At 75.5% G+C, this 21,151-nt stretch carries 21 protein-coding genes and 1 tRNA gene; 2 read left to right on the forward strand and 20 right to left on the reverse strand.

What is annotated here, in order from left to right; translation table 11 throughout:
- Positions 1–152: 152 nt before the first annotated feature.
- Complete coding sequence (locus ACZ5D2_RS20610; protein WP_371675285.1) at positions 153–920, forward strand: transglycosylase SLT domain-containing protein; 768 nt, start codon at positions 153–155, stop codon at positions 918–920.
- On the opposite strand, the gene ACZ5D2_RS20615 is transcribed toward ACZ5D2_RS20610, so the two are convergent.
- From ACZ5D2_RS20615 to ACZ5D2_RS20675, 13 genes are all read right to left on the reverse strand, one after another.
- Positions 904–1,269, reverse strand: coding sequence for a 5-carboxymethyl-2-hydroxymuconate Delta-isomerase (locus ACZ5D2_RS20615; protein ID WP_371675286.1), 366 nt, complete (start codon positions 1,267–1,269; stop codon positions 904–906). The genes ACZ5D2_RS20610 and ACZ5D2_RS20615 overlap by 17 nt on opposite strands.
- A 74-nt stretch (positions 1,270–1,343) precedes the next feature.
- A complete protein-coding gene (locus tag ACZ5D2_RS20620) occupies positions 1,344–1,949 on the reverse strand; it encodes a response regulator (protein WP_371675287.1) in 606 nt (201 codons plus the stop codon).
- Positions 1,946–3,199: a sensor histidine kinase gene (locus ACZ5D2_RS20625; RefSeq protein WP_371675288.1), complete on the reverse strand. Its 1,254-nt coding sequence runs from the start codon at positions 3,197–3,199 to the stop codon at positions 1,946–1,948. Before ACZ5D2_RS20625 ends, ACZ5D2_RS20620 begins: the two co-directional genes overlap by 4 nt.
- Positions 3,200–3,202: 3 nt before the next feature.
- Positions 3,203–3,922 (reverse strand): ABC transporter permease, encoded by a 720-nt coding sequence (locus ACZ5D2_RS20630; protein WP_371675289.1) that lies wholly within the window; start codon positions 3,920–3,922, stop codon positions 3,203–3,205.
- Positions 3,919–4,902 carry an ABC transporter ATP-binding protein gene (locus ACZ5D2_RS20635; protein WP_468930931.1) on the reverse strand — a complete coding sequence of 328 codons (984 nt, stop codon included), beginning with the start codon at positions 4,900–4,902 and terminating at the stop codon, positions 3,919–3,921. Before ACZ5D2_RS20635 ends, ACZ5D2_RS20630 begins: the two co-directional genes overlap by 4 nt.
- An 87-nt stretch (positions 4,903–4,989) precedes the next feature.
- The gene (locus tag ACZ5D2_RS20640) at positions 4,990–5,901 is read right to left on the reverse strand and encodes a squalene/phytoene synthase family protein (RefSeq protein WP_371675291.1); all 912 of its coding nucleotides are present in this window, start codon (positions 5,899–5,901) and stop codon (positions 4,990–4,992) included.
- Between the two features lie 74 nt (positions 5,902–5,975).
- Complete coding sequence (locus ACZ5D2_RS20645; RefSeq protein ID WP_468930933.1) at positions 5,976–7,703, reverse strand: serine/threonine-protein kinase; 1,728 nt, start codon at positions 7,701–7,703, stop codon at positions 5,976–5,978.
- A gap of 27 nt (positions 7,704–7,730) precedes the next feature.
- Positions 7,731–9,350, reverse strand: a complete 1,620-nt coding sequence (locus tag ACZ5D2_RS20650) for a peptide-N4-asparagine amidase (RefSeq protein WP_468930936.1) — start codon at positions 9,348–9,350, stop codon at positions 7,731–7,733.
- A 97-nt stretch (positions 9,351–9,447) separates the two neighbouring features.
- A complete protein-coding gene (rraA, locus tag ACZ5D2_RS20655) occupies positions 9,448–9,942 on the reverse strand; it encodes a ribonuclease E activity regulator RraA (RefSeq protein WP_371675294.1) in 495 nt (164 codons plus the stop codon).
- Positions 9,943–10,013: 71 nt separating this feature from the next.
- On the reverse strand, positions 10,014–10,280 hold the full coding sequence (locus tag ACZ5D2_RS20660; protein WP_371675295.1) for a GlsB/YeaQ/YmgE family stress response membrane protein: 267 nt from the start codon (positions 10,278–10,280) through the stop codon (positions 10,014–10,016).
- A 68-nt stretch (positions 10,281–10,348) separates the two neighbouring features.
- The gene (locus tag ACZ5D2_RS20665; RefSeq protein ID WP_371675296.1) at positions 10,349–10,639 is read right to left on the reverse strand and encodes a hypothetical protein; all 291 of its coding nucleotides are present in this window, start codon (positions 10,637–10,639) and stop codon (positions 10,349–10,351) included.
- Between the two features lie 13 nt (positions 10,640–10,652).
- Positions 10,653–11,519, reverse strand: coding sequence for a hypothetical protein (locus tag ACZ5D2_RS20670; protein WP_371675297.1), 867 nt, complete (start codon positions 11,517–11,519; stop codon positions 10,653–10,655).
- Positions 11,516–12,466, reverse strand: a complete 951-nt coding sequence (locus ACZ5D2_RS20675) for a phosphatase PAP2 family protein (RefSeq protein ID WP_371675298.1) — start codon at positions 12,464–12,466, stop codon at positions 11,516–11,518. Before ACZ5D2_RS20675 ends, ACZ5D2_RS20670 begins: the two co-directional genes overlap by 4 nt.
- Before the next feature lie 197 nt (positions 12,467–12,663).
- On the opposite strand from ACZ5D2_RS20675, the gene ACZ5D2_RS20680 reads away from it, so the two are divergent.
- A complete protein-coding gene (locus ACZ5D2_RS20680; RefSeq protein ID WP_371675299.1) occupies positions 12,664–13,275 on the forward strand; it encodes a TetR/AcrR family transcriptional regulator in 612 nt (203 codons plus the stop codon).
- 162 nt (positions 13,276–13,437) lie between these two features.
- On the opposite strand, the gene ACZ5D2_RS20685 is transcribed toward ACZ5D2_RS20680, so the two are convergent.
- From ACZ5D2_RS20685 to ACZ5D2_RS20715, 7 genes are all read right to left on the reverse strand, one after another.
- On the reverse strand, positions 13,438–13,983 hold the full coding sequence (locus ACZ5D2_RS20685; protein WP_371675300.1) for a TerD family protein: 546 nt from the start codon (positions 13,981–13,983) through the stop codon (positions 13,438–13,440).
- A 107-nt stretch (positions 13,984–14,090) separates the two neighbouring features.
- Positions 14,091–15,287, reverse strand: coding sequence for a vWA domain-containing protein (locus ACZ5D2_RS20690; protein ID WP_371681081.1), 1,197 nt, complete (start codon positions 15,285–15,287; stop codon positions 14,091–14,093).
- Positions 15,288–15,406: 119 nt separating this feature from the next.
- Complete coding sequence (locus ACZ5D2_RS20695; protein ID WP_468930943.1) at positions 15,407–16,612, reverse strand: AAA family ATPase; 1,206 nt, start codon at positions 16,610–16,612, stop codon at positions 15,407–15,409.
- On the reverse strand, positions 16,609–18,564 hold the full coding sequence (locus ACZ5D2_RS20700; RefSeq protein WP_468930946.1) for an ankyrin repeat domain-containing protein: 1,956 nt from the start codon (positions 18,562–18,564) through the stop codon (positions 16,609–16,611). Before ACZ5D2_RS20700 ends, ACZ5D2_RS20695 begins: the two co-directional genes overlap by 4 nt.
- Positions 18,561–19,712: a leucine-rich repeat domain-containing protein gene (locus tag ACZ5D2_RS20705; RefSeq protein ID WP_468930949.1), complete on the reverse strand. Its 1,152-nt coding sequence runs from the start codon at positions 19,710–19,712 to the stop codon at positions 18,561–18,563. The genes ACZ5D2_RS20700 and ACZ5D2_RS20705 overlap by 4 nt, the downstream gene beginning before the upstream one ends.
- A 112-nt stretch (positions 19,713–19,824) precedes the next feature.
- Positions 19,825–19,897, reverse strand: a tRNA-Arg gene (locus ACZ5D2_RS20710).
- 108 nt (positions 19,898–20,005) lie between these two features.
- The gene (locus ACZ5D2_RS20715; protein ID WP_468930952.1) at positions 20,006–21,061 is read right to left on the reverse strand and encodes a hypothetical protein; all 1,056 of its coding nucleotides are present in this window, start codon (positions 21,059–21,061) and stop codon (positions 20,006–20,008) included.
- Positions 21,062–21,151: the final 90 nt, after the last annotated feature.

A 21,151-nucleotide genomic window follows, 5' to 3' on the forward strand; every position in this document is an offset into this window, starting at 1 on the left:
CGGGCCGCCGACGGGAAGTCGATCTCCCGGGGGAATTCGCGCCTTGTTCCGGTCCCCCGCGCTCGCCTACGGTCACCCTCACTCCCGGCGGCCGCACACCGAATCCGGTCGGCGCCAGGGCTCTCCCGTACCCCCACGTGAGGAACAGCGCCATGTCCGCAAAGGGTAAGCACCGTCGGCCGAAGCAGTACCGGATCGCCCGCAGGCTGGCCTTCGCCGGCACGGGAGGCGCGGCACTCGCCCTCCCGCTGATCAGTGCCACCACCGCCGGCGCGGCGGTCACCCAGCCGGCCGCGGCACCCGCGGCGAGCAGCCTCGCGCGGCCCGCCGTACAGCCGGCGGCGCGGCCCGCCGCCGAAAAGGCGGCGCTCTCCCTCACCTATTCCGTGGTGGGCGGGGACACCCTTTCGAAGATCGCGGCCGAGCATTCCGTGAGCGGCGGCTGGCAGACGCTCTACGCCGACAACCGCAGCGCCATCGGCGCCGACCCCTCGGTCATCCGCCCCGGCCTCAAGCTGCGCCTCGGCGCCGCGGCGAAGGCCGCCGCCGCCAGGGCCACCGCGGTCACGGCGGCCGCGGTGAAGCCCGCGGCCACGTACGCCAACAACCTCGACGGCTGGATCCGGGAGTCCCTGGACATCATGGCCCGGCACGGAATTCCCGGCAGCTACAACGGAATCCACCGCAATGTGATGCGGGAGTCCTCCGGCAATCCCCTGGCCATCAACAACTGGGACTCCAACGCCGCGGCGGGCATTCCCTCGAAGGGCCTCCTCCAGGTCATCGACCCGACCTTCCGCGCCTACCACGTTCCCGGCACGCCGATGGATTCGTACGACCCGGTCGCCAACATCACGGCCGCCTGCAACTACGCGGCCGCCCGCTACGGTTCGATCGACAACGTCAACGGCGCGTACTGACGGCCTTCACGTACGCCGCGCCCAGCTCGGTCACGTCCACCGACCAGTGCACGACGGCGTCCGGCGCGGCGTCGGTGGACGAGCGGAGCAGCTCCAGCACGGCGCGGCCCAGCTCGGCCTTCGCGTCCTCGGAACGGCCCGGCAGCAGGGCCAGTTCCACGTGGACGACCGCGTGTTCCGGCGCCCCGTCGTCGACGAAGGTCTCCTCGACCCGCCGGAACCGCGTCTTGCAGGTCTCCACCGGGGTGTCGACGAGCTCGGCGGTCAGCGGGTGCAGGGCGCGGGCGAACCCCTGACGGTCGAAGGCGTCCGCGAGGGACGCGGAGTAGTCGACGGTGATCTGCGGCATCGGTCGCTCCAAGTGCGCTGCGGCTGCCCGGTGTCGGGCCTCACCCGCCAGTCTCGCGCACCCCTCCCGTACGGTCAGAGCCACCCCTGGCGGCGGGCCGCCCGTACGGCCTCCATGCGGTTGCGGGTGCCCGTCTTGCCGATGGCCGCGGAGAGGTAGTTCCGTACCGTCGATTCGGACAGGTGGACCCGGCCCGCGATATCGGCGACGGTGGCCCCGTCGGCGGCGGCGTTGAGGACGTCGATCTCGCGCGGGGTCAGCGGGTTGGGACCGGCGCCCAGGGCGGCGGCCGCCAGGGACGGGTCGATCACCTTCTCCCCGGCGAGCACCCGGCGCACGGCGACGGCCAGTTCCTCCACCGGACCGTCCTTCACGAGGAACCCGGCGGCCCCCGCCTCCATCGCGCGGCGCAGGTACCCCGGCCGGCCGAAGGTGGTCAGGATCAGCACGCGGCAGCCGGGCAGCCGGGTGCGCAGCTCGGCTGCGGCGTCGAGGCCGCTGCGGCCGGGCAGTTCGATGTCGAGGAGGGCGACGTCGGGGCGGGCTTCGAGCGCGGCCGCCAGGATCTCGTCCCCGGCGGCGACCTGGGCCACCACCTCGATGTCCTCTTCCAGCCCGAGCAGCAGCGCCAGCGCGCCCCGCATCATGCCCTGGTCCTCGGCCAGCAGGACCCTGATCATCGGGCCTCCCCCTCCTGTTCCCCACCGGTCGGCTCCAGCGGCAGTTCGGCGGTGACCCGGAACCCGCGGCCCGGGGCCGGTCCGCTGCCGAGGGTGCCTCCCGCCAGGGCGAGCCGTTCACCGAGGCCGGTCAGTCCGCTGCCCGGCGGGGTCGAGCCTACGCCGCTCCCGTCGTCGGTGATCACCAGTACGGCCCGCTCCGCGCTGCTGCGCAGCTCGATCTCGCAGGTGGCCGCTCCGCTGTGGCGGATGGCGTTGGTGGCGGCCTCGCGGACCACCCAGCCGAGCAGGGCCGCGGTCTGCGGCGGCAGCGGGGGCCCGGACTGGCGCACGACGGGCTCGATGCCGGCGGCGGTCAGCGCGCCCCTGGCCCGGTCGAGTTCGGCGGCCAGGCTCGCCTCGCGGTAGCCGGTGACGGCCTCCCGGATCTCGGTGAGCGCCTGCCGGCCCACCGATTCGATGTCGCGGACCTGGTCGAGGGCCGCGTCCATGTCCCGGGGTGCGATCCGGCGGGCGGCCTCGGACTTCACGACGATCACCGAGAGGGTGTGGCCGAGCAGGTCGTGCAGGTCGCGGGAGAAGCGCAGCCGCTCCTGGTCGACGGCGGCCCGGGCCAGCTCCTGCCGGGTGTCGCGGAGCTGCTTGACCGTCTCGGACAGGGCGAGGATGGTGGCGGTGACCATGCCGGACAGGAAGGTCCCGTAGACGATGCCGAGGGTGTCCCACCCCTCCTTCTGCCCCGCGATCACCCCGGCCACGGCGGTGAGCACGAACATGGCGGGGGCGAGCCTGCGGCCCCGGACCACGGCGCCGGTGGCCAGGGCGCACAGCGGGAAGAACAGCAGCCAGTTGCCCCCGTAGGCGAGGGCGAGGGCGCAGGTGACCGCGCCGAGGGCCACGAGGCACCAGCGGGTGCCGGCCGCCGCCCGTGCCTTCGGGTCGAAGGCCCGGAACACCAGGGTGATGTAGAGGGAGTTGAAGACGAGCAGGCCGAGGCCGCCGATCCACGGGTTGGGGGTCTCGCCCTTGATGACGTTGGAGATGGCGCCCATGCCCAGCAGCAGCCACGGCAGCAGCGCGAAAGCATTGGGCGGGCCCATCGGGCCGCGGCCGTAGTCGGGGGACTCGCCGCACGCCTTGCGCTTCTTCTCCGCCGCCCGCCATTCGGCCTTGCTCACCTCCCACGCGGCCTTGCGCTCCGCCGCGCGCTCCCGTCGGCTCTGCATCGTCATTCCGGTTACCTGCTCCATGTGTCACACCTTCCTGGCGGACCGACGGTACGAGAGCACCGCGTACGAGGCGAACAGCAGGGCCCACACCGCGACCACCGCGGCGGCGGCCGGGCCCGGGGCGGCGCCGGCGGCGAGGGACTGGCCGAGTTCCGCGAAGCGGCGGGTGGGGGTCAGCTCGGAGAGGGAGCGCAGCCACCGCGGGAACGCCTCGACCGGGAACCAGAGACCGCCGAGGATCGAGAGCGCGAGGCTGCAGCCGACGTTGACCAGGCCGGTGCTCTGGGCGGTGAGCCGGTAGCCGTTGCCGATCCCGAGCAGGGTGAAGGGGAGCGCGCCGAGCCACAGGACGAGGGCGACGGCGGCCCACTGCCAGGCGTCCATCCGGACCCCGTTGACGAAGGCGCCCGCGGCGAGCACCGCGGCGATGGCGGGCAGGACGGTCACCGAGCCGGTCAGCGCCCGGCCGGTCACCACCTGGCGCGGGGTCATCGGGGTGACCCGCAGCTGCCGCAGCCAGCCGCTGCCCTTGTCCTCGGCGACCCCGGTCCCGGTGGACAGGGCGGCGCCGAGGGCCCCGTAGGCGGCCATGGCCACCATCGAGGCGGTCTTCCACTCGGGGTCGACGCCGCCGAGGTTGGTGAAGAGGAGGTACATCAGGACCGGCATGCCGATGCCGAAGACGACGAAGGAGACGTCGCGCAGGGTGCGCCGCACCTCGAGGCGGACGTAGGCGGTGATCATCGGGCGTTCCCCCCGGAAGCGGTGGCGCCGGTGGCACCGGTGAGGGCGAGGAAGACGTCGTCGAGCGAGGGCGCGGTGACCTCGATGCCCCGGACGGCGCCGAGGGCGGCGAGGGCGGTCACGGTGGCGTCCGGGTCCTGCGTACGGAGCCGGGCGCGGTCGCCCCGCACCTCGACGGCGTCCACCCCGGGGAGGGTGGCGAGGTGGCCCGACGGACGGCCCGCCAGGTCGACGCAGACCAGCGAACCGCGGGCGGCGGTGCGGCGCAGCTGCTCCCCGGTGCCGTCGGCGACGATCCCGCCCCCGTCGAGGACCAGGATCCGGTCGGCGTGGGCGTCGGCCTCCTCCAGGTAGTGGGTGGAGAACAGGACGGTGTTGCCGCGCCGGGCGTAGGCCCGCATGGAGCCCCAGAACGCTCGCCGGGATTCCACGTCGAGGGCGGCGGTCGGCTCGTCGAGCACGATCAGCTCCGGGTTCCCGGCGAGGGCCACGGCGAAGCGGACGCGCTGGGCCTGCCCTCCGGAGAGCCGGTCGACGCGGCGTCCGGCGAGGTCGGTGAGGCCGGCGAGGCCGAGCGCCTCGGAGACGGCCAGGGGCTCCGGGTAGGTCCGGGCGACGAAGGCGACGAGCTCCCGTACGGTGATCCGCGGTACGGCGCGCCCCTCCTGGAGCATCGCGCCCACCCGCCCGGCCCGCACCGCCTCGGAGGGGGTCCGGCCGAAGAGCCGGACGCTGCCCGCGTCGGGCTCTTCGAGGCCGAGCAGCAGGCCGATGGTGGTGGACTTGCCGGCGCCGTTGCGGCCGAGGAGGGCGACGGTCTCGCCGCGCCGCACGTCCAGGTCGAGCCCGGTGACGGCGCGGACGGCGCCGAAGGACTTGGCGGCGTGCCGGAACCGGATGGCGGGCACGTCCCCGTCGGGGTCCCGGACCTGCCGGTGTGCGGTGCGGGCGGGGTGCGCCGCGCTCGGGGTCTTCGTCATGTCCCCAACGCTACGAACGGAGCCCCCCGGCCCGGCAGATGCGCTTGTACGGACCCGGGCAGTACGAATGTCACGGGTCCGCCGGGGTCACCGGGTGGCGCCGGCGCGGACGCGGGCCCGCAGGAGGGTGCGCAGCGGGGCGACGAGGCCATATCCGGTGTCGCGGCGCAGGACGGCGGTCCCGGCCCTTTCCACCGCGGTCAGTTGGTGGTCCATCAGTTCGGTCATGGCGGCGATCACCGGGCGCAGCCCCGGTTCGGTGAGGTCCAGGATGCCGTCGGTGGCGGCCAGGGCGTGGCGGGCGAGGCGGGTCTCGGCGTCGAGGAGGGCGCGTACGGCCGGGGTTTCGCGGGCCCCCTCCAGGTCCGCGCGGGTCACACCGTGCTCGTCGAGGCGGGCGCGCGGGATGCAGAGGCGGCCCTCGGCCAGGTCCCCGGACAGATCGGCGAGGAAGTCGACGCGCTGGGCGGCGTCGACGAACCGGCGCCAGCCGGCGGCCTGTTCGGGGTCGGGGCCGCCCTCGTACTGGAGGCCGGTGAAGACGAGGACCCCGGGCCAGGCGTAGGCGTCGAGGTAGGCCTGGAAGTCCTCCTCGGCGGCGAAGCCGTCGAAGGCCGCCTCGGCGGTGGCCGCGCCGTCGAGGAAGCGGGTCACCCAGGACCCCGGCAGACCCCGGGTGCGCACGGCGTGGGCGTAGGCGCGCAGCAGGGGGTCGGAGCTGTCCCCGGTGGCGAGGGCCGCCTCGACGTGTCCGGCCAACGCGGTGGTGGCGGAGGCCCGTTCGGCCGGGGTGCCGGTCTCGGCCACGTCGTCGACCCGGTTCATGAAGGCCAGTCCGGCGGTGAGCCAGGGGACCAGGGGCGGGGCGGCGAGCAGGCGCAGGGTGACGTAGGGGGCCGGTTCCCGGCGCAGGACCCGGCGGGCGGAGTGCGTGTAGTCGTCCCGCAGGCGGGGGGTCGTGATCCCCGCCCGGGTGAGGGTGGTGCGCCAGCTGGGCATGGTGGCCGTGCTCCTCGGAACGTTGCGGTGGTGCCGGACGTGTCGGACCCCCGCGTGCGCACGGGTCCGCGGTGTCAGGATCGGACGACCTTCTTGACCTGGCCGTCGGTCCCGGCGAGTACGTAGCCGCCGCGGCCGTACTCGTCGCTGAGGTAGGTCCGCATGCAGGGGACCTGGTCCATCATCCAGGGGTCGACGACGACGTACCGGGATGACGGCTTCTGGACGCCGAGTTCGCGGGCGGAGGTCTCCAGGAGGGCGGGCAGCGCGTCCCAGCCGACGGCGGCCATGTCGATCAGGGGGGCGCCCTGCTCGACCGTGCCGGCGGGGCCGGTGTGGCGGGCGGAACCGCCGCGGTACTCCCAGTGGTCCAGGGTCTCCGCGCCGGCGGCGGTGGGAACCGAGGCGATGACGTACCCGTCGTAGACGCTCATCTTGGCGAAGGTGGTGGTGCCGGTCTGCTGCTTGAGCGCGGCGAGGGCGGTGCGGATGCGGTCCGGGGTGAGCAGGCTCCCCTTGGGGGCGGTGGCGGCCTGGCTCGCCGGGGCGCTCGTGCGGGGGCCCAGCGGAGGGGCGGCGGGCGCGGATCCGGAGGGGGCGGAGCCCGCGGGGGTGGCGGTCGCGGGGGAGCTCGCGCCGCCGCCGGGTTTGGCACCGGCGCCGGTACCGGTGTCCCCGTCGGGGAGCCACTGCACCGCGCCGAGGATCCCGGCGGCCAGGGCGGCCGCCAGCAGGACGGCGGGGAGGGCTCGCGGGCGGCGGCGGCCGTCCTCGCGCGCCACGGGGACGGTGGCGGCGGGTGCCGGGCCGGGGGCGTAGGGCGCGTGGGGCGGGTGCGCCCCGGGCGGAACGGACTGGGCGGCCGGGGCGGGGGCGGGCGGCCCGAAGTGGCCGGGACCGGCCGGGGGGACGGCGGCGGGCCCGGCCGTGCGGGAGCCCGCGGTCCCCGCCGCGAGAGCGGTGCTCGCGTCCTTGAGCAGTGCTTCCAGCGCCGCCCCGTCGGGCCGCGCCGCCGGGTCCCGGACGAGGAGGCGTTCCAGTACGGGGCCCAGCGGGCCGGAGCGCACCGGCGCCGGGATCGGGTCCTCCAGTACGGCGACCACGGTGGCCAGGCTGGTGGACCGGCGCAGCGGGTGCGTCCCCTCGGCGGCAACGTAGAGCAGCATCCCGAGCGACCAGAGGTCGGAGGCGGCCAGCCCCTCCTCGCCCCGTGCCCGCTCGGGCGCGATGTACTCGGGCGAGCCGATCAGCACCCCGGTGGAGGTGAGCGCGGTCGCGCCGTGCAGGGCTGCGATGCCGAAGTCGGTCAGCACCGCGCCGCCGTCGGGCCGCAGCAGGACGTTGGCCGGTTTCACGTCCCGGTGCAGGACGCCCTCGGCGTGCGCGGCCCGCAGCGCGGAGAGCACGTCGAGACCGAGCCGCAGCACCTCCCCGAGCGGCATCGGTCCGGCGGCCAGGCGGTCGGCCAGGGAGCCGCCCCTGACGAGCTCCATCACGATCCACGGGTGGCCGTCCGACCCGGCCGCGGGCTCCACGATGTGGTGGATCGTCACCACGTTCGGGTGCGCGAGGCGGGCGAGGGCGCGGGCTTCGCGGACGGCCCGCTCGCGGAGCTGGACGGCGAGGCCGGGCTGGGCGGCGGCGGTGGCCGGGTCCGGCGGGCGCACCTCCTTGAGGGCGACCTCGCGGTGCAGGGCGATGTCGCGGGCGCGCCACACCGTCCCCATGCCTCCGGCGCCCAGGGGGCCGATCAGTTCGAAGCGGCCGTCGACCAGCCGTCTGCCGGCGTCACTCGTGTCCATGGGGCGTCATCGTAGGCGCCGCCGGTGTCAGCAGCGGCGCCGGTCCTCCGTCACGGTGCCCTGCGCGGTGCCCACCGTACGGTCGTAACAGCCGTCTCCCGCGGTGGAGCCGTACAGCCGGTAGCGGGCGGTGGTGGTGCCGACGGCGTGCCGCTGCTCGCGCGGGACGTTCGCGGTGTACGAGGCGTCGCCGGTGTACCGGTCGTCGAGCCGGGTGCGGTCGACCTCGCGGCCGCCGCGCAGGGTGACCGTGTCGGCCCGGTCGCCGAGGGACAGCACGGTGCGCAGCCGGTCCGCGGGGCCGAGGGTGGTCTCGCCGTCCATGCTGTACGCGCGCTGCGTGCGGGTGGTGGTGGCGCCCCGGGTGACGCTCTCCTCGTCGCTCCAGGAAGCGGTGAGGGCGTCACGGTCCTCCCCCTCGGTCCAGCGGTGGGCGGAGGTGGCGTGGACGGCCCGGGTGACGGTGGTGGTGACCCGGCCGTGGGAGGTGTCGAGGTGTCCGGTGACGGTGAGGCGGTGTCCGCCCTCGGTGTCCAGGCGGTGTTCGGCGCCGGGGCCGGGGGCGGGGGTCCAGCGGGTGCCGCCCTCCGGGGCGCCCTCCTCGTGCCGGGTCAGGGCGCCGGTGACGACCGGGCGGCCGTGGTCCTGCCACAGGAGCAGGTTGGCGGGGGTGCTCCAGCCGCTCTGGCCGGCCGGCACCCCGGCGACGGAGACCTCGATCCGGTGCGGGCGGCCGTCGTTGAGGAGGGCGGCGTAGGGGGTGAGGTCGTAGCGCAGGGGCTGGACGTCGAAGGCGCGGGGGCCGGGGGTGACGTACCAGAGGAAGGGGTTGGACCAGCCGCCGGTCCAGACGGTCGGGAAGGGGGCGGCGAGGCCGGCGAGCTGTCCGTCGACGGAGATCCGCACCTCGCGGTAGGGGCCGTCGGCGGCCTTGCAGGAGTAGGGGGCGGCGTCGGGGACGGTCAGGTACCAGTACTCCTCGCAGCCGCCTCCGGAGCCGGTGGCGTAGACCTCGGCGAGGAGCCGTTCGGTGTTGCGCGGCGTGGTGACGGCGGGCGTGGTGAGCGGGAGGACCAGGTCGGGGGTGTCGGCGGGCGGGGTGCGGCCCTCCGCGGCGTAGAAGGTCAGGGTGACCTTGACGTCGATGACCCCGGTGTAGGTGTCGTTGACGACGTTGCCGATCAGCATCTCGACGGGCTGGGGGCGGCTGAGGGTGTCGCGGTACGCGGTGACGTCCTTCTCCACGGACCATGCGATGCCGTCGGGCGACGGTTCGGGGGTGGAGGTGCGCAGGATCTCCACGCCGCCGAGGGTGAGGTTGCCCAGGCGGTCGTACTGGCGGCCCTTGACCTTGCCGTCGAGGCGCAGCACGACCTTGGCCCAGGCGGAGCGGCCGCAGGCGGCGGGCGGGGCGTAGCTCCCCTTGTAGGGGGTGAAGTCCCGGAACTGCGCTTCGGCGAGGGTCACCTCGCAGGAGCGGGTCGGGGGCCGTTCCACGGGTGGGGCGGCGGTGAGCGGGTCGTGCCAGTCGGTGCCGAACTCGGCGGGCGGGGTGGCGCCCGCCGCCGCGGCGGGTCCGGCCAGGACCCCGGCGGCGAGGGTCAGCGCGCCGAGCAGGCCCATGATCCTGATCCTGTGTCGTCTCATGGGCCCGCAGTGAAACCGGTCGCGGACCGCCGCCGCCAGGTCCCGGTGTGCGCGGGTGGCGGAAAACGTACGGCGCGCCGGGCGTCCGCGCCGCGGGTCAGTGCCCGGCGGGCAGCACGACGATGCCGTCGTCGTCGACGTGGACCGTGTCCCCGGCCCGGAAGGTGACGCCACCGATGGTGACCGGTTCGTCGACGGTGCCCGCACCCGTCTTGCCGCTCTTGCGGGGGCAGGTGCCCAGCGCCTGCACGCCGAGGTCGAGTCCGCCGAGGGCGACGCTGTCGCGGACGGCGCCGTTGACGATCAGCCCGGCCCATCCGGATGCCGCCGCCGCCCCCGCGAGGAGGTCGCCGACCAGGGCGGTGCGCAGCGAGCCGCCGCCGTCCACGACGAGGACGGCGCCGTCGCCGGGGGTGTTGACCAGTTGGCGCAGCAGGGCGTTGTCCTCGTGGCAGCGCAGGGTGCGCACGGGGCCGGCGAAGAGCCGGCGGCCGCCGATCCGGCGGAAGGGGGTGGCACAGATGCCGAGGTCCTCGCCGTACTCGTCGTAGAGGTCGGCGGTGGGGACGGGGGTGACCGGGGTGGGGCTCATGGTGCGGGGCTCCTCGCAGCTGTCGTACGTCGCGCCGTGCGGGCCCAGCGTAGGCACTGCGGTACGCCGGGTCAGTCGCGGGAGTTGCCGAAGAGGATGCGGTAGCCGATGAGCAGCACGAGGGAGCCGGCGATGGCGGATGCCCAGGTGGTGAGGTCGAAGAAGTGGGTCGGGATCGGGCGGTCCAGGAACTTCGCGGAGAGCCAGCCGCCGATGAAGGATCCCGCGACGCCGATGAGGGTCGTGCCTATGAGGCCGCCGGGGTCGCGGCCGGGCAGCAGGATCTTGGCGATGCCTCCGGCCAGCAGGCCGAGGATGATCCAGCCGATGATGCCCATGGTCGTTCACTCCGCTCGTTGGTGTGGGTCTCTCCCGTGGGAGGACGCCACCGGAGGCGGAACGGTTCTCAGGCCCGGCGGGCGCGCAGCAGCGCGGTGGCCAGGGCCGCGGTCGTGACGGCGCCTACGACCGCGATGCCGTGGTGGGAGCGGTAGGCGAACAGGGAGAGGCTGGAGCGGGCGGAGAAGGCGGAGCCCGCGCTCAGCCAGGAGGCCGCCGAGCCCAGCGAGAGCGTGGACCCGAGGGAGCCGACGGACAGCACGCTGCCGACGGAGCCGATGGAGAGCACCGAGCCCACCGAGCCGATGGAGAGGACGGAGTTCCTGGACCACAGGGAGAGGTACGACCGGTCAGCCATGCGGATCATGCTGTCACACGGCCGGCCGGAGGGGACGGCTTTCGGCGGACGCGGCCGGGGCGCCGGGCGGGGTACGGGTGAGCAGCAGGACCCCGCGCGTGGCGGCCAGGGCTCCGGCGACGGCGAGCAGGATGCCGAGGGCACCGCCCTGGATGCGTTCGCCGAGCAGGATCATCCCGATGGCGGCGGCGGCCAGTGGATTGGCCAGGTTGACCACGGCGAGGGGGGCTCCGAGGCCGCCCCGGTAGGCGCGCTGCGAGAGCAGCATCCCGCCGACGGCGAACACCACCACGAGCAGGGCCACCGTCACCACCCGGACGCTGAGCAGGGCGCCGCCCCGGCCGCCCGCCACGGCGACGGTCTGGGTCAGGGCGGAGGCGACAGCGGAGGCCAGTCCGGAGGCGGTGGCGTGGCGCAGGCCGGAACGGGGGTCCTTGCGCGCGGTGAGCAGGACGATCACGGCGGCGGTGGCACCGGAGACGCCGAGGGCCTCGGGGAGGGTGAGGGTGTCGTCGGGCGCCGGGCCGGAGGCGGGGAGCAGCAGCAGACCGAGCCCCACGACGGTGGCCAGGGTGCCCCGCCATTCGGTGGCGGCGACCCGCCGTCCGGCGCCGCGCGCGCCCAGCGGAACGGCGGCCACCAGGGTGAGCGCGCCGAGGGGCTGGACCAGGGTGAGGGGGCCGTAGCGCAGGGCGGCGGCGTGCAGCAGCGCCGCGGCCGCGTTCAGCCCGGCCGACCACCACCAGGCGCCGTTGCCGAGCAGGGCGGCGGCGGTACGGGCGACAGCGCGGCGGGCGAGCCGCTCCTGCGCGACGGCGGCGGCTGCGTAGGTCGCGGCGGCGGCGAGGCAGAGCGCGACGGCGAGGGCGGTGGCGTTCACCGCCGCCCCCCGACGGACGCGACGGCGGTGGGTACGGGCCCGGTCGCGCCGGCCGCGGAGACCGGGACGGGGGCGGAGACACCGGCGGGGGCCGCGGGGACCGGGACGGACGCGGAGACGCCGGCGGGGGCCGCCGGCGCCGCGGGGACGGCCGCGGAAGCCGGGACCGGCGCCGTGGCGGACACCGGGGCTCCGGCGCCCGTCTCCGCCCCGCCCCGCCCGGCCGTCGGGCGGGGGACCAGCAGGAGGGTCGCCCCGAGCAGCACGGTGGCCACGATCGCGTCGAGCCAGTAGTGGTTGGCGGTGCCGACCACCACGAGCAGGGTGACCAGCGGGTGCAGCAGCCACAGCGCGCGCCACCGCGACCGGGTCGCCGCGATCATGCCGATGGCCAGCATCAGTGCCCACCCGAAGTGCAGCGAGGGCATCGCGGCGAACTGGTTGGCCACGGTGTCGGCGGCCGCCTCGGCCCGGTAGACGGTGGGCCCGTAGACCTGCCCGGTGTCCACCAGGTGCGCGGTGCCGAGCATCCTCGGGGGCGCGAGCGGGAAGGACAGGTGGAGGGCGAGGGCGGCGCCGGTGAGGACGGCGAGCACCCGGCGGGTCCACAGGTAGTGGCGTGGGCGCCGCAGGTACAGCCAGACCAGGAACAGCGCGGTCGCCGGGAAGTGCACGACGGCGTAGTAGGTGTTGGCGGTGTGCACGAGGGCGTCCGAGTGGATCAGCAACCGCTGCACGGCGCCCTCGCCGGGCAGGTGCAGGGCGCGCTCGGCGTCCCACACGCGGTCCGCGTTGCGCAGGGCCTCGTCGGTGCGGCCCGTCGAGAGCGTCCGGCCCGCCTTGTAGACGGCGAACAGGCTCACGACGAGCAGCAGCTCGCGTATGAGCCGTCGGCGCGCGTCCCTCTTCCCGGCGGCCGGCCGGCCGGGCGTGGTGTGGGAGGTCATCCCCCGGTCTCACTTCTTTCGGGTGTGGACACGGGCCCCCGGCGGTCTCCCGTCGGTCCGTACCCGCTTCCTATCGACACGCCAGTGTATCGATACATTCGCGTATCGATACGCAGGTGTACCGATACGCCTCCGTAGCCGTACACTCGGAACACCGGAACCGGCCACCCAGGAGACCGCGAGGAGAGCGCACCCCCATGACGTCGACGCCCCAGGTCACCGCACGCCGCTCCAAGATCACCCCGGAGCGCGAGCAGGAGTTCTACGACGCCGTCCTGGAGCAGCTGCGCGAGCACGGGTACGAGGCCCTGACGATGGAGGGCATCGCGGCCCGCGCCTGCTGTGGCAAGTCCACGCTCTACCGGCAGTGGAAGACCAAGCCGCGGCTGGTGGCCGCCGCCCTGCGGGCGAGCCGCGCGAGCCGCGGGGACCGGACGCTGTCCGGTGTCGACACCGGCACCCTGGCCGGCGACCTGCGCGAGGCCGCCCGGATCGCCGCCTGCACCTCGGGGCGCGACACCCGCCTCACCCAGGCGCTCGGGCACGCGGTGCTCAGCGACGAGGAGCTCCAGGGCGCGCTGCGGGAGGCCCTGGTGGAGCCGGAGCTGACGGCGTTCGACGCGATCGTGGCGCGGGCGGTGGCGCGGGGCGAGATCGCCGCGGACCACCCGGCCGTGGAGTTCCTGCCGGCGCAGCTGATGGGCGTCCTGCGGATCCGGCCGGTGCTGGAGGGGCGGTACGCGGACGCCGACTACCTGGTCAGGTTCGTCGACGCGGCCCTGCTGCCCTCGCTCGGCATCACCCCCTGACCCCCGTACCGGTGGGCCGCCGTCCACGATGACCGGACGGCGACCTGCCCGCGCTGCCTCGTGGGGACGGCGGCAGCGCGCCACCCGGACGGGGTGGCGGTCACTCCCGAGCAGAGTGGCCGCCACCCCGTCCGCAAGGCTCCCGGGGCGTTCCGCGCGGGATCAGCCCCGCGCGGCGCCCATGACGCGGGCGAACTCCTCCGGGTCCGCGTCGAATCCCCGGGGGCGCGCGTCCAGCGCCCAGCCGCCCGCGCCGTCCCGGACGAACTCCGCGACGGTGGCCGCCGTGGCGTGCGCCACCTCCTCGAAGTCGCCGGTCGCGAGGTCGGTGTAGCCCTCGCGTATCCGCAGCCCCTTGCCGGCCACCCCGCCGAAGGTCTTGCGGCCGTGCTCCGCGGCGGGACCGGCGTCCTGGATCACCACGCCGACCACCACCCGGCCCAGCTCCGGCGCCAGCCGGTCCAGTTCGAGGGTCATCACCTCGTCGAAACCGAAGCCCTGCCCGGTACGGCTGTCCCGCGTCAGGGTGATGGTGCCGTCGGGGGCGCGGCTGCCGAAGTGCACGAGGTAGACCGGCTCCCCGTGCGGGTCGGAGGCCGCGTACACCGCCGCGACGATGTCCAGGTCGTTGGCGGGGGTACCGGCCGGGCTGGGGTCCCAGCGCAGCGCTATCTCCACCTTGGCCAGACTCTTGCGTACTGCGCTCATCGAACTCCCCCTCCGCCCGGCCGCTTTGGCCCGTGCCGCCCCGCCATGCTGTCACGCGCAGGTGATCACGGGGTGCGGCACCGTACGTTCCCGGCCAGTCCGGACGGTCACCGGGTGAGGTCGACGCGTACGGTCTCCACCCAGTGCGGCGGCCGCGGGGCGTCGGCCCCGATCAGCGCGGCGATCAGCCGGCAGGACTGCGGCTCCTGCGGCCACGGCGTGTATCCGTCGGTCAGGACGACCACGACGTTCGGCCGGTCCGCCAGGGCCAGCGCGGCCCGTATGCCCACGCGCATGTCGGTGCCCCCGCCACCGGCCAGTTCCACCTGGCCGCCGCGGGTCACGCGGCTCACGGTCTGCACGTCGGCGTCGCAGGCCAGGACGGTGACCCGGTTGCCCCCGACCCCCACTTCCCGGAGCACGCCGGTGACCTCCCCCAGCGCCGCCGCGAGCTCCTCCTCGCCCATCGACCCGGAGGTGTCGATGACGATCGCGACCCTCGGCAGCGGGCGGCGCAGGCTCGGGAGCACGACGCGGCCGCCCAGCGCGGGCGTGCGGCGCGAGGGACGCCGGTAGGTGTAGTCGACGGCGCCGCCCGCCCAGGCCGCGGCCTCCCGCACCGCCCCGGACAGGGCGCGGCGCCAGTCCACGGTGGGCTCCAGCACCTCGCGGGCCCAGCGGTCCCAGCCGCCGGGAAGGGTGCCGCGGGTGCGCTGGTGGGCCCGCATGGCCCCGGCGGTGGCGCGGCGCAGGGCCTCCGCCTCCGCCGGGCCGATCCCGTTCGGGTCCCGTCCTTCTCCCCCGCCCGGCCGGGCCTCCCACGGGCGCGGGATCCCGTGTGACCCGGAGCCGCAGTCCACGCCGTGCGGCGGGGTCGCGGGAACCCCCGGCAGGTACTCCTCGAACAGACCGCCCGTGGCGAGGCCGAAGAGGCGGGGCTCCATCCGCCCGGCGGGCAGGGCCAGTCCGTCGGCGAGGAGGTCGTCGTTGATCTCGCAGTCCTGGGCGATGTTGACCCGGACGGGATCGCGCTGGTCGGCCGGCGGGAGCCGGTCGGCGCGTCCGTGGTGGTCGCGCAGCAGGTGGGCCACCTCGTGGATCCACACGCCCGCCAGCTCCGGTACGGGGGTCCGCTCGACGAACGCGGGCGAGACGTAGCAGCGCCAGTTCCGGTCGACACCCATCGTGCCCACCCCGGACGGGCCCGGGGAGGGGACGACGGTGAGGGCGTAGAGCGCGGAGGCGAGGTAGGGCCTTGCCTCGGCGGCGGAATACCGGGCCGCGAGCAGCTTCGCCCGGTCCAGGACGGGACCCGGGGACGGTTCCGGGTCCGCGACCGGGCCCGGGACCCGCGCCCCGTCCGGGGAAGGGACCCGGTCCCGGTCCGGGTACGGCGCTTCGCCCCGCACGGCCCCGCGCCCCGTCAGCGGGCGCCGGGCAGGGACCCGGCGAGCTGGAGCAGCTCCACGAAGGCGTCGATCCCGGCCGGTACGGGCCAGGCCGGCTCCCGCATCGCGGCCAGGTCGGCGGCGGCCCGCGCGGCCACGTCGGGCACCCCGGCGTCGACGGCCTTGGCGAGGACCACCCAGCCGGCCTCCCAGCGGGCGCGCGTCGGATCGCTCTGCACGGCGGCCACCACGGCGATCAGGAAGGCCAGCTGGCGGTCGCCGCGCTCGGGGAGCGCGAAGGCCTCCGGATGCGCGAGGACCCGCTCCGGGTCGGGCAGGTCGAGGTGCTCCAGGTAGGAGAGCAGTTCCAGGCCCGCCCCGTCACCGACCGACCCGGTGAGCACGGCGGACAGCGCCTCGCCGCTCGCGCCGGCCGCGTACCCGGTGGCGAGCAGGCGCAGCGCCATCTCCCAGGTACGGGGGGAGGGCCAGGCCCGGCCGCGGCCCTCGGCGTCGTTCGGCAGGTGGTGGACGAGGCCCGGACGGGCGGTGAGGAACCCGGAGATCACGCCCCGGGCGCGGGCTGCGGCGCCCGCGGCCCGTGCGGGGTCCACGGTGGGGACGGCCGCCTCGGGCCAGGTGCCGGCCATGCCGCGGGCCACCGTGAGCGGGTCGTGCCTCCAGTCGAGGTGGACGAACCGGTTGGCCAGCGGGGGGCTCAGGTGCCAGCCGTCGGCCGCGCTGGACGGCGGGTTGGCCGCCGCGACGATCCGTACCGAGGGGGGCAGCACCAGGCTGCCGACCCGGCGTTCGAGGACGACCCGCAGCAGGGCGGCCTGGACCGCCGGCGGGGCGGAGGACAACTCGTCGAAGAACAGCAGTCCGTGTCCGGTACGGGCCAGGCGCACCGCCCAGTCCGGCGGGGCCATCGGGACGCCGGTGGTGGCGGGGTCGTCGCCGACGATCGGCAGCCCGGCGAAGTCGGAGGGCTCGTGGACGCTGGCGATGACGGTCTCCAGCCCGACCCCGAGGGTGGCGGCCAGCCGCTCCATGCCGGCGGACTTGCCGATGCCCGGCTCGCCCCACAGCAGGACGGGCTGGTTGGCCGTCACGGCCAGTGCCAGGGCTTCGAGTTGGGGAAGGACTGCGGGTTCGCTGCGGGTGGCGCCGAGCCGGGCGTTCAGGGCGTCGGCGGCGGCCAGCGGTCCGGCCGGGTCGTGCAGCGGGCGCGCGGTGCTCACCGGTCCCCGCCCCCTTCCCCTGCTCCGTCGCTTCCTCCGGACCCCTCGGCCCCCTCCGCCCCTTCGGACCCGTCGGCCGGACCGGTCTCCTCGACCCCGCCGAAGGGATCGACCTCGACCGACGGCCCTTCCTCCTCGAAGGGCTCGTCCTCGTAGGCGTCCTGCCACTCCTCGTCGGCCTCCTCCTCGTCCCGCCACTCCATGTACTCGTCGAAGTAGTCGGCTCCGATGTCCGGGTACCGCTCGTCCACCAGCTCCCGTACGAAGGTCAGGTCGTCGCGCCGGAAGCGGCGCACCAGCTGGCTCAGGGACATCTCGGCCTCGTCGGTCACGTCGAGGCGTGCCCCCGCGTCGATCAGCGCCCGGACGAGGCCGGCGGTGCCGCCGTCCCGGACGGCGGCCAGGAGCGGGGTGCGGCCGGGGTCGTCCTCGGTCTCCAGACCGAGTCCGGCCGCCAGCAGCCGGGGCAGGAGTTCCTTGTGCTCCAGGTGGGTCAGCATGTGGAGCAGGGTGCGGCCCTTGGCGTCCCGGACGTGGGGGTCGACACCGGCGTCGAGGAGGTCGAGCACGCCGGGGGCGTCCCCGTGTGCGGCACGCAGGAAGAGGTCCCGGCGCTCCTCCCGCAGGGCGCGCGGGAGCCGCCCTTCGCCCGAGGTCCAGGACTCGCGCACGGCGAAGCAGCCGGAAACGGTCCCGCCGAAGGCCCGCAGGGCGCTCTCGCGCTGCTGCTCCTGCGCGGTGTGCGGCACGTCGAGCACGCCGCCCCGTGAGCGGACCTCGTGCCAGACACCGGTGCACCGCACCCGCACGGGCCGCGGGGCGACGGGGCCGGGCGGTCCCTCGGCCGGGCCGGCGCCGGGGAAGAGGGCGGCGACGACCAGGGGGTGCAGCGCGCCCGGGGCGATCCGGCCGGTCCTCAGCAGCTGGAGGTCGGGCAGCGGGTTCCAGGCGTACTCGGGCAGCCGGGGCACCCCGCGCAGCTCGTCCGGCTCGGCGAGGCGCACGCGCAACGGCAGGGCGGGGCCCGCGCCCTCCTCCGCCGGGGTGCAGGGGAGTTCCAGGAGTACGCGGCAACGCCAGTCGGGAACGTGGCGGAAGCGGTTCCCGGCGCCGGCCGCGGCCAGCAGCCGGACCTCGGACAGCAGCCGCGTCGGGTCCGGGCCGGAGGCCGCCAGTGACGCGAGGGCGTGTTCGGGCGAGCTGACCGACCGCTCCGGCAGGTCGAGGTCCAGCGTCGTGCCGGACACCGCGAAGGCTTCAACGAACTCACCGCGGGCCGACAGGACCGCGGCCCATTCGGCACGGCCCGCCGCGTCGGCGGGTCCCGGGTCGGCGGTGGGCAGTTCGCCGTCGCCGAGCGGGGTGCCGTCGGGACGGAAGAAGGGGAGCCGGTCGGCCGGGCCGTAGCGGGACCGGAGTTCGGCCGTGCGCCGTACGTCCCAGAAGTGGCGGGCGGCCGTCCAGTCCTCGGTGATCCAGTCGATGCGGCTGCCGACCGTGTGGTCCGGGGACAGCGGCCGGCACTCCAGCCGCAGCCGCTGCGGGCCGTCCACCATCCCGAAGGTGGTGACGTACAGCACGGGCACCAGACGTCCCCGGCGGGGCCCGCCGTCCGGGGCGTAGGCGGCCAGCAGGAGCCGGCGGCTCGGGGCGAGCGTGGTGCGCCCGCCCCGGACCCGGGGCAGGTGCCAGCGCAGCAGGTCGGGGGCGAGGTGACGCAGGTCCTCGGTGACCGCGTCGGCCACGGCGGCGCCGTAGCGGGAGGCGAGGGCCGCCGGGTCGAAGCCGATCTCGACGGACGCGGCGGCGCACGCGGCCCGCCAGTCCCCCGCCAGGCGGTGCCGGGTGGCCTGCTCGATCATCCAGGCGGGTACGGCGTAGCGGCGGACCCGCAGCCAGGACGCCGCCGCCTCGGGTGACGGGGTCCCGGGCGCGCGGAGGTCGGGGCTCACCGGTACACGCTGCCGATGGCGCGGAGGTCCGGGTGGGCCGCGCGGGCGGGGCGCAGCCGTTCGGTGAAGGAGCGCTTGACCCGGCGGGGCAGGCCGGGGCCCAGGCCGACGTGTTCCAGCGGGCTGTCGTCGGGCAGTGCGGCGAGGAGCTGCTTGGCACCGCGGCCGGTGATGCCGGTGTGGCGCAGTTCCAGGCGGCGCAGCGGGCTGCCGGGGAGGGCGGCGGCCAGGGCGTACGCGCCTTCGTCCCCGGGGTCGTTGCCGGTCGAGCCGAGGCTGCGCTCGGACATCGTGCGGCCGAGGTCGAGCGACTCGATCCCGTCCAGCGCGTCGGCGAGGGCGCGTGCTCCGGCGACGCCGATGCCGTTGCCGCCGAGACCGAGGCGGACCGGACGGCCGGGGCCGGCCTCCGCCGCGGCGGCGGCCAGGACGGCGGCGCCCTCGTCCCCGAGGTGGTTGGCCGGTACGTAGAGCTCGCTCACACCGGCGTCGCGGATGAGGGCGGCGAGCAGCGGGGCGTGCTCGGCGGTGAGGCCGTTGCCGCCGAGGAAGATCCGCTCCAGCGGCGCCCCCCGGGTGAGCAGGGCGTCCAGGAGCAGGCGTACGCCGTCGGCGCCGATCCCGGTGTTGACCAGGTCGAGGGTGCGCAGCGCGGTGTTGCGGCGCAGGAGCGCGGCGAGGGTGCGGGCGCCGTCGGCGTGGAGGGGGTTGCGCTTGAGCCAGAGCGCGCGGACGGTGGTGTCCTCCGCGAGGGCTCCGGCGAGGGCGAGCGCTCCGTCCGGGCCGATGCGGTTGCAGCCGAGGTAGAGGGTGTGCACCCCGTGCCCGGTGCCCGCGCCGGTGAGGGCTTCGGCCAGGGTGCGGGCGCCGGTGTCGCCGAGGGCGTTGGTGCCGAGCAGCAGGTGCGCGGCGTGCGGGGAGGCGATGGCGGCGGGCAGCAGCCGGGAGCCCCCCGTGGGGCCGAGTCCCTGCTTGCAGAGGTCGAGGCGGCCGTCGGCGCGCAGGGTGCCGAGCGGGAAGGTCTCGTCGGCCTCGACGGGCCGGGCGTCCGCGAGGCGGGCGAGCAGCGGGTCCAGCGCCGCCGGATCGGCGAGCGGCATGTCGGGGTGCTCGATCGCGGGGCACCGTACGGGCGTCGGCTGTGTCATCACCACTCCACCGGTTTCCTCGCCGGTGCCCGGCGACCCACCACTTCGTTGACTGCGTGCACGACGCCGTGACGGCATGGAGGCATGCCGGTACGGCGGTCGGAAGGAGACGCAAGACCGGTCGGATTCGAACCGACGTCCTCCAGCTCGATGCTTGGGCGCGACGACCTCTGCGCTACGGCCTTGCTGAGGTGATCATACCGACGCGACGGCTGAAAATCGATCACCAGTTTGAAAAACCTGGTCCGCCCGGGGCGGTGACGGACCCGCCCGCCCCGGCGGCCGGCCCTGCGCTACCAGTCCCCGTCCTGCACCGGCTCCCCCGGACGCGGGGCGTTGCCCAGCGGGATCACCTGGCCGGGGACCGGGGGGACCCACGGGGTGTGGTCGTCGCCGAGCCAGTCTCCGACCGGCTTGACGGCGCCCAGCGGCCCGGCGGCCGGGAGGTCGGCGCCGGTCTCGTCGTAGTAGTCGTACCAGGGCAGGCCGGCCCGGGTGTAGGCGGCCCGGTCCACGGGGGACGGCGGCGCGTCCTCGCCGGTGATGCGGCGCCACTCGGGCGGCGTCACCAGGTGGACGAAGACCCGCGCGGCCGGGCTGTCGGCCCAGGCGGCCGGTTGGCGGTCGTCGCGGTAGACCTCCTGGCGCATGGTCCCGCCGACGCCGAGCCCCATCATCGCCGGGGCCGACGCCCGGGGGGCGGGGGCAGCCGCCATCGGGGCCGGCGGCGGGGCGCCGTAGCCGAAACCGGCGGGCGCGGAGCCGGGGGCGGGCGGGCGGACCCGCAGCGCGCGCTCCCGTTCGGCCTCGCGCCACTTCTTCAGCTCCCGGGGGCTCAGCGCGAACGCCTGGAGCTGGACCCCGCCCGTGGTCTCCTCGCCCGTGACCTGCCCCTCGACCGTGGCCCCGAGCCCGAGCGGCACGGCGACGAACTGGCGCACCGTCCCGTCGCCCGAGTTGATCCCGTCGAGCCAGGGCTGGCGCGGCAGCACCACGTAGTTCTGCGGCTTGCGCGACAGCCTGCCCGTCCACCGCTCCCCGGAGACGGCGCACACCTTGCCGACGCCGACCTGGAGGGCGGCGGGCTCCCGCGAGCCGCCGAAGCTGAGCCACATCGCCTCGCGCAGGTACACCGGCAGCATCACGCCGCCCTTGGCCCGCCACTGCGGCGGGACGGTGTCCGGATAGTCCTCGACCCGCCGCAGCGGGAACTCCCCCAGACCGGGCGGGAGCGCGTGCGTTCCCGATTCCGGGAGGCGCAATGTCCGGATGAACCGGATACGTACGCCTTCGCCCAACAGGAGCGCGTTCCCCTCGACCCGTGTCCCGCCCGTCACTTCGTCCGCCACGCGCCGCCCCCCCCTTCTCCTGTGACGACCCGTAACCGGCGGAGAATCTTCGGCCGGACCGGATCGTTATCCTCAAGTTTTACTCAGATC

It is taken from the genome of Streptomyces sp. NPDC031479, assembly GCF_055581065.1.

What these genes read in the sequence shown, in the direction of transcription:
- ACZ5D2_RS20635 (WP_468930931.1), bottom strand. Translation starts at nt 4,902, where the DNA reads ATGACGAAGACCCCGAGCGCGGCGCACCCCGCCCGCACCGCACACCGG.
- ACZ5D2_RS20620 (WP_371675287.1), bottom strand. Translation starts at nt 1,949, where the DNA reads ATGATCAGGGTCCTGCTGGCCGAGGACCAGGGCATGATGCGGGGCGCG.
- ACZ5D2_RS20675 (WP_371675298.1), bottom strand. Translation starts at nt 12,466, where the DNA reads ATGACCTCCCACACCACGCCCGGCCGGCCGGCCGCCGGGAAGAGGGAC.
- ACZ5D2_RS20640 (WP_371675291.1), bottom strand. Translation starts at nt 5,901, where the DNA reads ATGCCCAGCTGGCGCACCACCCTCACCCGGGCGGGGATCACGACCCCC.
- ACZ5D2_RS20625 (WP_371675288.1), bottom strand. Translation starts at nt 3,199, where the DNA reads ATGGAGCAGGTAACCGGAATGACGATGCAGAGCCGACGGGAGCGCGCG.
- ACZ5D2_RS20660 (WP_371675295.1), bottom strand. Translation starts at nt 10,280, where the DNA reads ATGGGCATCATCGGCTGGATCATCCTCGGCCTGCTGGCCGGAGGCATC.
- ACZ5D2_RS20645 (WP_468930933.1), bottom strand. Translation starts at nt 7,703, where the DNA reads ATGGACACGAGTGACGCCGGCAGACGGCTGGTCGACGGCCGCTTCGAA.
- ACZ5D2_RS20685 (WP_371675300.1), bottom strand. Translation starts at nt 13,983, where the DNA reads ATGAGCGCAGTACGCAAGAGTCTGGCCAAGGTGGAGATAGCGCTGCGC.
- ACZ5D2_RS20630 (WP_371675289.1), bottom strand. Translation starts at nt 3,922, where the DNA reads ATGATCACCGCCTACGTCCGCCTCGAGGTGCGGCGCACCCTGCGCGAC.
- ACZ5D2_RS20610 (WP_371675285.1), top strand. Translation starts at nt 153, where the DNA reads ATGTCCGCAAAGGGTAAGCACCGTCGGCCGAAGCAGTACCGGATCGCC.
- ACZ5D2_RS20705 (WP_468930949.1), bottom strand. Translation starts at nt 19,712, where the DNA reads ATGACACAGCCGACGCCCGTACGGTGCCCCGCGATCGAGCACCCCGAC.
- ACZ5D2_RS20665 (WP_371675296.1), bottom strand. Translation starts at nt 10,639, where the DNA reads ATGGCTGACCGGTCGTACCTCTCCCTGTGGTCCAGGAACTCCGTCCTC.
- rraA (WP_371675294.1), bottom strand. Translation starts at nt 9,942, where the DNA reads ATGAGCCCCACCCCGGTCACCCCCGTCCCCACCGCCGACCTCTACGAC.
- ACZ5D2_RS20680 (WP_371675299.1), top strand. Translation starts at nt 12,664, where the DNA reads ATGACGTCGACGCCCCAGGTCACCGCACGCCGCTCCAAGATCACCCCG.
- ACZ5D2_RS20650 (WP_468930936.1), bottom strand. Translation starts at nt 9,350, where the DNA reads ATGAGACGACACAGGATCAGGATCATGGGCCTGCTCGGCGCGCTGACC.
- ACZ5D2_RS20615 (WP_371675286.1), bottom strand. Translation starts at nt 1,269, where the DNA reads ATGCCGCAGATCACCGTCGACTACTCCGCGTCCCTCGCGGACGCCTTC.